General features: G+C 66.3%; 5 protein-coding genes and 1 pseudogene. 3 read left to right on the top strand and 3 right to left on the bottom strand.

Annotated elements, in window-relative coordinates; genetic code table 11:
• Positions 1–24 precede the first annotated feature (24 nt).
• Together LNV07_RS22125 and LNV07_RS22130 are read left to right on the top strand one after the other, a co-directional pair.
• Positions 25–615 carry an ECF-type sigma factor gene (locus LNV07_RS22125; protein ID WP_263573369.1) on the top strand — a complete coding sequence of 197 codons (591 nt, stop codon included), beginning with the start codon at positions 25–27 and terminating at the stop codon, positions 613–615.
• Positions 615–3,419 (top strand): serine/threonine-protein kinase, encoded by a 2,805-nt coding sequence (locus tag LNV07_RS22130; protein WP_263573370.1) that lies wholly within the window; start codon positions 615–617, stop codon positions 3,417–3,419. Before LNV07_RS22125 ends, LNV07_RS22130 begins: the two co-directional genes overlap by 1 nt.
• Before the next feature lie 13 nt (positions 3,420–3,432).
• Here LNV07_RS22130 and LNV07_RS22135 read toward each other — a convergent pair whose 3' ends face one another.
• A complete protein-coding gene (locus LNV07_RS22135; RefSeq protein ID WP_263573371.1) occupies positions 3,433–5,007 on the bottom strand; it encodes a dipeptidase in 1,575 nt (524 codons plus the stop codon).
• Between the two features lie 170 nt (positions 5,008–5,177).
• On the opposite strand from LNV07_RS22135, the gene LNV07_RS22140 reads away from it, so the two are divergent.
• Complete coding sequence (locus tag LNV07_RS22140) at positions 5,178–5,945, top strand: hypothetical protein (RefSeq protein ID WP_263573372.1); 768 nt, start codon at positions 5,178–5,180, stop codon at positions 5,943–5,945.
• 248 nt (positions 5,946–6,193) lie between these two features.
• On the opposite strand, the gene LNV07_RS22145 is transcribed toward LNV07_RS22140, so the two are convergent.
• Together LNV07_RS22145 and LNV07_RS22150 are read right to left on the bottom strand one after the other, a co-directional pair.
• The gene (locus LNV07_RS22145) at positions 6,194–7,360 is read right to left on the bottom strand and encodes a benzoate/H(+) symporter BenE family transporter (RefSeq protein WP_263573373.1); all 1,167 of its coding nucleotides are present in this window, start codon (positions 7,358–7,360) and stop codon (positions 6,194–6,196) included.
• A 76-nt stretch (positions 7,361–7,436) separates the two neighbouring features.
• Positions 7,437–8,093 (bottom strand): annotated as a pseudogene (locus LNV07_RS22150) (MFS transporter); the annotation flags it as partial.

The raw sequence follows: 8,093 nt of genomic DNA on the forward strand, positions 1-8,093 counted from the left end.
AATCGCCCGCAAAACCACACACCTATGAGCAGCAGCCCACCTTCCGTCACCGAACTCCTGGCCCATGCATCCCTAGGCGAGGCCGGCGCGGTCAATGCGCTGTTCGAGCGGCTCTACCCCGAGATCAAGCGGGCCGCGCGGGCCAGGTTGGCGCAGGCCAGCGGCGTGCCGGGCCTGAACACCACCGCGCTGGTGCATGAGAGCTTTCTGCGCATGGCCGATAGCGAAGGTCTGCAAGGCAATTCGCGCGGCCAGTTCTTTGCCTATGTGGGGCGGGTGCTGCGCTCGGTCGTCGTTGACCATATCCGGGCCGCATCGGCCGACAAGCGCGGTGGCGATGTGGGCATCTTGCTGACGCTGTCGGCCGCGGCCGAGGTGGTGGCGCCGATCAGCTCGGGCGTCGAGCTGATCGCAATCGACCGGGCTTTGCTACAGATGCAGCAGCTCGACCCGGGTCTGTATCAGTTGCTGGAGATGATCGGTTTTGCCGGCACACCGATGGGCGAGGTGGCGCATCTGCGCGGGGTGGCGCGGCGTACCGTGGAGCGCGACCTGATCAAGGCCAGAGCCTTGTTGACCGAATTGCTGGGCGATAGCGCGGCGACCGTTTACTGATGAATGACGAGCCGACGCTGGATCGCCCGCGTTGGCAGCGGCTCTCCGCGCTGCTCGATGAAGCGTTGGAGCTGCCCGGCGAGGCGCGAGCGCCTTGGCTGGCTGCACTGGGCGCCGCCGATGCGCCGCTGGCCGCACAGCTGGGCCGCATGTTGGCCGCTCAGCCACAAGCAACGACCGGCGCCTTCGACGCCCTCTTGCAGCAAGCGCTGCAGCATGATGAAGCAAAGGTAGAGCCCGGGCCCGATCTGGCCGGCCGGCGCATGGGTGCCTGGGCCTTGCTGCGCAAGATCGGCGAGGGCGGCATGGGCCAGGCTTGGGCCGCGCGGCGCGCCGACGGGCTGTATGAGCAAGAGGTGGTGGTCAAGCTCTTGCGCGGCGACCTGCAGCAGGCCTCGCTGTCGGAACGCTTCGCGCGGGAGCGCGCGGTGCTGGCGCGGCTCAGCCATCCCGGCATTGCCAAGTTGCTGGATGCCGGCGTTGAAGCCGGCTTGCCGTTTCTGGTGCTCGAATATGTCAACGGTCGCACGCTGACCGAGCATGCGCGCGCCGCCTGCCCGACGGTGGCGGAGCGGGTGACGCTGGTGATCCGCGTGGCCCAAGCGGTCGAGCATGCGCATGCTCAGCTGGTGGTGCACCGTGACTTGAAACCGTCGAACGTGATGGTCAGCTTCGAAGGCAACCCCAAGGTGCTGGACTTCGGCATCGCCGGCCTGCTGGATGATGAAGCGCCGGGTGAGCTGACACGCCTCAGCGGGCGTGGCCTGACCCTGGGCTACGCCGCACCCGAGCAACTCAGCGGCGCGCCCATCGGCGTGGCGGCCGATGTCTACACGCTCGGCGTGCTCTTGTTCGAGTTGCTGGAGGGCCGCTTGCCGTTTGCGACCGAAGGCAGGTCGAGAGCCGCCGCCGAGCATGACTTGCTGCACCTGGAAGCGCCACGCCTGGGTCAATTGCCGGCCGGTGAGCCTTCCGGCAGGCCCGTAGATGTCGCCCGTGTGCAAGGCGACCTGGAGGCCATCGTCGCCAAGGCCTTGCGCAAAGATCCGGCCTCGCGCTATGCCGGCGTTGGCGCCCTGGTCGACGACCTGCGCCTGTGGCTGGCGCAGCGCCCGGTCGGCGCGCAAGGCGAGGACTGGCGCCACCGCAGCAATTTGTGGCTGCGTCGCAATGCCTTGCCGGCGGCCTTGGGCGGCACGCTGGCGCTGGCGGTGTTGGCCGGCTTGGGCGTCAGCCTGGCGCAATGGCGGCGTGCCGACGCGGCCGCCCGTCAGTCCGATCAAGTGACGCTTTACCTGACTGACTTGCTCGGCAGCGCCAGCCCCGATGTGCATGGCGGTGAGTCGCCCAATGTCTTGCAACTGCTGGAGAAAAGCCGCCAGGAGCTGGATGGCAAATTCAAGGATGAGCCCGCCACCAAGGCGCGCCTGCTGGAGGTGATGACCAAAACCTACGAGGGCCTGAGCCGCTACGACTTGGCGGGGCCCTTGGCGGAGCAGTGGATCGCACTGACCGCTCAGGCCTATGGTGAAGATGACGAGCGCACCATCAATGCGCGGCTCAAGCTGGCGCAGATCTACACCCCGTCCGGTCCCTGGGACGGCGTGATCGCCCAACTGGAGCCGCTGCGGCCGCGGATCGCCAAGCTGTATGGGCCGCGCTCGGAAACCATGCGCGAATTGCTGGCCGTGCTGGCCGACAGTCAAATGAAAACCGGACGGCTGCGAGCCGCTGCGCAGACGCTGCAATTGCTGGGTGAACTGACCGACAGTCTCTATCCCCCGGGCAGTTTCGAGCGCGCTTTTCACCACAATTTTGTCTCCATCCTGCATTCGGGTCAGGGGCGATTCAGCGCAGCCCTGGCCGAGCTGCGCCAGACCGAATCCGCACAAACCCATGCCTCGACCGACAACCTCAGACACGCCTTGACCTTGCGCCGCAACACCTGGGCGATGCAGATCCGGTTGGGTGACTACGACCGGATTGAAGAACGCTATCTGGACCTGGTCGCCGAGATGGATCGCCTGCATGGCAACGGCAGCGCGACACGGGCGCATCTGCACCCGGAAATGGCCCGTTATCACAACGACCGGGGCGAGTTCACGCAGTTGCTGGCTGATCGCGAGGCCTTCCTAGCCGCCAATAATGGCACGCCCAAGCCAGCGCTGGCGGCCTCACGCGCCGCGCTTTTGCTGGCCCGCACGCTGGCCCACGCGGCGCCCGCTGCCGAGTTGGCCGCCCAGGCACAAACCCTGTTGGCGGCAGTGGCTGCCGATGGCCGCCAGCTCGGTGCCTTGAGACGCGCCGACGCCTGGCTGTCATTGGCGCGCGTCGGCCTGCTGCTGGACGATCAGGCGCTGGCCGCAGCCGCGATCCAGCGCCTGCGCAGTGACGCCGAGTTGCATCTGAGCGAAGACCAATGGCTGAACAGCCGGGTCGCACAGGCCGAGGGCGAGCTGCTGCGGGCCCAGGGTGATATGCAGGGCAGCGCCAAGCTGCTGGCGCAGCGTGTGGGCCTGCTGGACACCAGCCCCGACAAGACCGTGCCGGCGCTCTGGCAAGCCCGGCTCGACTTGGCCACCACCTTGGTCATGATGCGTGACCCAAGCGCGGCCGCCGCATTGGCGCTGGCTGGCGCTGCCCGCCCGCCGCAGATGCCAAAAAACCATCCGCTCGATGCGGTGCAGCATTACCTGGCACAGCTGGAGCAGGGCGCCGATGCACACTGGGCCAGGCTGCCTGTCGAGCGGGCCTACGGGCGCAAGGCGACTGAGCTGCCGGCCGGGCTGGGCGGCATTTTCTGAGAGCCGGCTCCGCTCAAACCTGCCGTTTGTGCGTCAGCTGCGTGATCAGCAGGTCGCGCAGCGCGGTGTAGAAAACCGGCACGCTGGCCATGCTGGCCTGGGCAAACGCCGTCGCCGTGGCGCGCCGCTCCGCTGCGCTGTGTTCGGCCTGCAAGCGCAGGTCCAAGGCCTGCCAGCCCGCCATCAGCTCGGCTTCAAAGTTAGTGCGCCGCTCCAGCAGAAGCGGCAGCGCTTTTTGGTAGGCCAGTTGCATCAGGTTGTCGACGAAGTCTATGCACCAGCGCGCCGACGCTGCACTGAACTGCTCGGGGTCGTAGTCGCTGAAGCAGGGGTGCAGCGCATCGATGCCGACATGCATCGGGATCCAGCTGCTGACATGCGGGTTGTCCAGGGCCAGCCAGTAGACGGCGGCGATATCGTCGGGCAGGCCCCGGCGCAGCTGGCAGATCGAGCTGAGGTGGCCGAAATGCCGGGCCACCGGGCGTCTATGCGTCAGGCGCAAGAGCCGGCGCATGTCGGGGTTAGGGAACGGGGTGGCCAGCGGGCTTTTGGCCACATGCCCGCTCGCGTCGACGACCTGCCATTGCGGCTGCTCGGTGATGTCGTAGATCGTGCCCTCAAAGGTCGAGCGATGAAACGCCATCACATCGCCCAGGCCCAGCTTGCGCTCGGGCGCGACCGAGAAGGGGTAGATGTCCAGCGGCTCCACGACCTGATGGTAGGCATCCAGCGTCGCATACCGGTCGCCCTCCAACCGGCGGGCCGGCCAGGGGCGCAGGTTCGGTGCCACATCGGCGTAGAACAGCCACAGCCGCGCTGACGCCCATTCATGCGGCAGCGGGATGTAGGCCTGCTGCCAATCGAAGGGTCGGCCGGCTTCGGGCCGGTACCAGCCGCGCTCGGCGGCATAACTTTGCACATGAGCGCAAGCCAGGAAACGCTCGCTGTCGGCCAGGTCCAGCTCGCGCAGGATGCTCCAGTTGGCGACCACTAGCGCATGGTCGGCCTCCATGCGGCGGGCCGCCCAGATGGCACCGGGCAAGCCGCTGTCTGCACGCCAACCCGGACCGACGCCGACGATCTCCAGCACCCAGACCTCGTCCGGGTCGGCAATGCAGAGCAGTTCGCTGCCGTCTCCGCAGCTGCTCAGAAAACCATGGCGCTCCATCAGATTGCCAACGAGCAAGACCGCCTCGCGTGCACGCCGGCAGCGCTGCAGCGCGAACACCATCGCCTGCTCGACGGTCATGATTTGCTCGCCTTGGCCGCGCTCGCATTTCAGCTCGGGGCGCTGCGAGGTGGTGCTTTCGGCGATGGCGAGCTGGTGCTCGTTGAGATGCGAATAGGCCGAGTGGAAATAGGCAAAGGTGTGCGGCACCTGTTCGATTTCGCCGATCACCTCGCCGTAGTAATCAAGCTCGGGTTTGACGATGTTCTGCAGCCCCCAATGCACCGGCGCCATCGCACCGGGCGGGTGGTCTTGCGCGGCAATCTTGCGCACGCGCGAATCCTGGCCGCTGTCGGAGTGGCTGATGAGCGTCGAGCCATCGACGCTGGCGCGCGGCCCAATGGCGATCACGGTGCACATGTGAGAGTCCTTGTTCTTGTAGCGATCGGCCGGCAGTTTGACCTAAAAATTGGCCAAGTCGGGCGAATACTGCGGTTTTCCTACGCAAATCACCGGATCCCTTGTCGCGGCCTTGCTTAGCATCCTTGCTCTGAACTGCCGAGCAGGCATTGACTCAGGGGGACTCCAGCATGACTCAGGAAATCAACTCCTTGGCGCGCACCGCCATGCAGCGCAGCATGTATTCGGCCACACCGAATTCGAACTTCGCCGCCGACTTCCGGGCCAGCTTTGCCCAGGCCAAGGCGCTGATGCAAGATGGCGAGCAAGAGCAGGCCGAGCTGGCCTTGAGTCAGACCCTGGGACAGACACAAATGGAAAGCGCCGAGCGCCGCGCCTTGGGCGTGGCCGCCGAATTCCAGTTCGCGGCCCTGCTCGACAAGGCCTACGCCGGCAATGCCCTGGACAATCCACAGGCCTTCTTGAAGAGCTTGAGCGCGGGCGAGATGGAGCAGCTGCGCGTCCAGCATGGCCTGGCCGATGAGATCCAGATCGATGGCTTGTCACGCGAAGGCGCCAGCAATTTGTTGCTGCCAAACGGCTTTAGCCTGGATCTGAATGCCGATGGCTTTGAGGAAGTCGGGCTTGCCAGGACCGGGCATTTCCCGCCGCGCGATGCGCCCGATTCTTTCAAGACCGCCTGGTTCGCGGCAACCGAGAAGATGGACGAGGGTCAAGTCATGGATTACGCATTCATGATGCATACCGCTGTTTACGGCTTCGGCATGGGCGACGCGCCTGCGGCTCCAGTCAATCCGGTTGATCAGATGTCCACCTACCGCGATTTTGTCGACAACTATCTGGCCGCCATCAAGCAAAGCCACGGCTATATGGCGCCGGGCCAATACGAGCGCGACAACGAATTCTTCGAGCGCTTGGCGGGCCTGATGCACGCTTGATGCGCGTTCCGGGCTTCCGCCTTGCCTGCTGCCCCGCTTCGGGCTGGGCATTGGGAGGGGCCTCAGGCTCGGCCCTTCAAGATCAAACAAGCCTGTACCGTTGGGTCCCGAATACGGCGGCCATAGGCGGGGGCGTAGGCACCGCTATTGCCTAGTCCAAATTATTTCTGAGTTCCATGCCGCAGCCAGGTCAAGTCCAGGCTTGTATGGATAGGAATAAAGAATAGATGGCCGGCCGGCAACTCGGCCTATCTACGGCGCCAATGCTGCAGCATCAAGGCGCAAGCACCCGCCACCACACCCCAAAAGGCCGAGCCTATGCCCAGCAGGCTGACGCCGGACAGCGTGACCAGAAAGGTCAAGATCGCAACATCGCGGTGGCGCTCATCATGCAGCGCGCCGACCAGCCCGCCCGAGATCGTGCCCAGCAAGGCCAGGCCCGCCACCGCCGCGATCAGCTCGCGCGGGAAGGCCGCCATCAGCCCCGCCACCGCACCGCCGGCCAGCCCCAGGCCGATATAGAACAGCCCGGCCATGGTGGCGGCGGTGTAGCGCCGGCGCGGGTCCGGGTGCGCATCGGGGCCCATGCAGATGGTCGCGGTGATGGCGGCCAGGTTGAACGCATAGCCGCCCAGCGGTGCCAGCAACAGCGTCGCCAGGCCAGTCACCGTGATGGTGGGGGACACCGGCGTTAGGTAGCCGAGCGCGCGCTGCGCGGCCACGCCGGGCAGGTTCTGCGAACTCATGGTGACGATGAAGAGCGGCACGGCCACGCCGATCAGCGCCGAGAGGCTGAAGGTGGGCGCGGTCCAGACCGGGCTGGCCCAGGCCCATTGCACCGAGTCGAGGTCCATGCGCCCCTGCGCGGCGCTCAGCACCACCCCGCTGAACAGCACGCCAGGCACCGCATAGGCGGGCCAGAAGCGCCGGCCGATCAGATAGGCCAGCGCCAGCAGCAGCACCAGGCTCGGATCGGTCTTGACCGCCAGCACCGCGTCGAGCCCGAAGCGCGCCAAGATGCCGGCCAGCAAGGCCGATGAAATCGCCAGCGGGATCTTGTCCATCACCCGCTCAAAGGCGCGTGTGCAGCCTGCCAGGGTGATGAGGGCGCCGCAGACCAGAAAGGCGCCGATCGCATCCGACATCGCCACGCCGCTGCTGCCGGCCAAGAGCGCGGCGCCCGGCGCGGACCAGGCGGTCAAGACCGGTTGACGGGTCCACAGCGACAGGCCCAAGGTCGTCAAGCCCGTGCCCAGGCCCATCGCCCAGATCCATGACGCGGCCTGTTGCGGCGTTGCGCCCAAGGCTTGCGCGGCCTGGAACACCAGCGCCATGGTGCTGGAGAAACCCACCAATACCGCCACAAAACCCGCCACGGCGGCCGACAGTGAAAGATCTTTGAGCCAAATTTTCATGCGCCCAGCATAGCCAAGGCAGCTGAATTTTTGCTGCTGGCCCCGACCTTGGCGCTGGCCTCAAGGCGGCCGGGGCTCAGGCATTGGCAATCTGCCGGCCCGCTGTCTCGATGGCGAGGCGGCGCTGCAGCGTTGCCCAGTAAAGGGTCGCGGCAGCCGCCAAGCCAAGCAGAGGCAGCACGCCGAGCTGGATCGCCGACCAACCCCAGGCGTTGTAGACCACACCGGCCAGCAGCGAACCGATGGCCGCCACTGCCGCCGTGATGAACTCATTGGCCGCTTGCGCACGAGCGCGGTCGGCCGGGCTGTCAGCGGCAAAACTCTGGGTCAAGAGCGTGCTGCCGCCGACAAACATGAAGTTCCAGGCGGCGCCGTTGAGCATCAGCGCCAGGCCAAAGTTGAAGGGCGCCGCGCCCGCAAGCGCCACCGCGCAGCCGAGGCCGAACAGGCCGGCACCTAGCCCCAAGACCGGCCCCACACCCCAGCGCGCAATCAGACGGCCGCTGAAGAAGCCCGGCACATACATGGCCAGCAAATGCCATTGAATCACCGAGGCTGCGACGCCGACCGACAGCCCGCAGCCGACCACGGCCAGCGGGCTGGAGGTCATCACAAACATCATCATGCCGGCGGCCAAGGCGCTGTTGGTCGCGGCGACGAGAAATTGGGGGCGCCTAAGCAGCAGCGTCAACGGTGTCGGGCTGGCACTTGCGGCTGCGGCTGCCGTAAGCCC

Origin of the sequence: Roseateles oligotrophus, assembly GCF_025717515.1 — a bacterium.
GTDB classification, from domain to species: Bacteria; Pseudomonadota; Gammaproteobacteria; order Burkholderiales; family Burkholderiaceae_C; genus Paucibacter_A; species Paucibacter_A oligotrophus.

Excerpts from the sequence above, each read along its gene's own strand:
- LNV07_RS22125 (WP_263573369.1), top strand. The coding sequence starts at position 25 with ATGAGCAGCAGCCCACCTTCCGTCACCGAACTCCTGGCCCATGCATCC.
- LNV07_RS22130 (WP_263573370.1), top strand. The coding sequence starts at position 615 with ATGAATGACGAGCCGACGCTGGATCGCCCGCGTTGGCAGCGGCTCTCC.
- LNV07_RS22135 (WP_263573371.1), bottom strand. The coding sequence starts at position 5,007 with ATGTGCACCGTGATCGCCATTGGGCCGCGCGCCAGCGTCGATGGCTCG.
- LNV07_RS22140 (WP_263573372.1), top strand. The coding sequence starts at position 5,178 with ATGACTCAGGAAATCAACTCCTTGGCGCGCACCGCCATGCAGCGCAGC.
- LNV07_RS22145 (WP_263573373.1), bottom strand. The coding sequence starts at position 7,360 with ATGAAAATTTGGCTCAAAGATCTTTCACTGTCGGCCGCCGTGGCGGGT.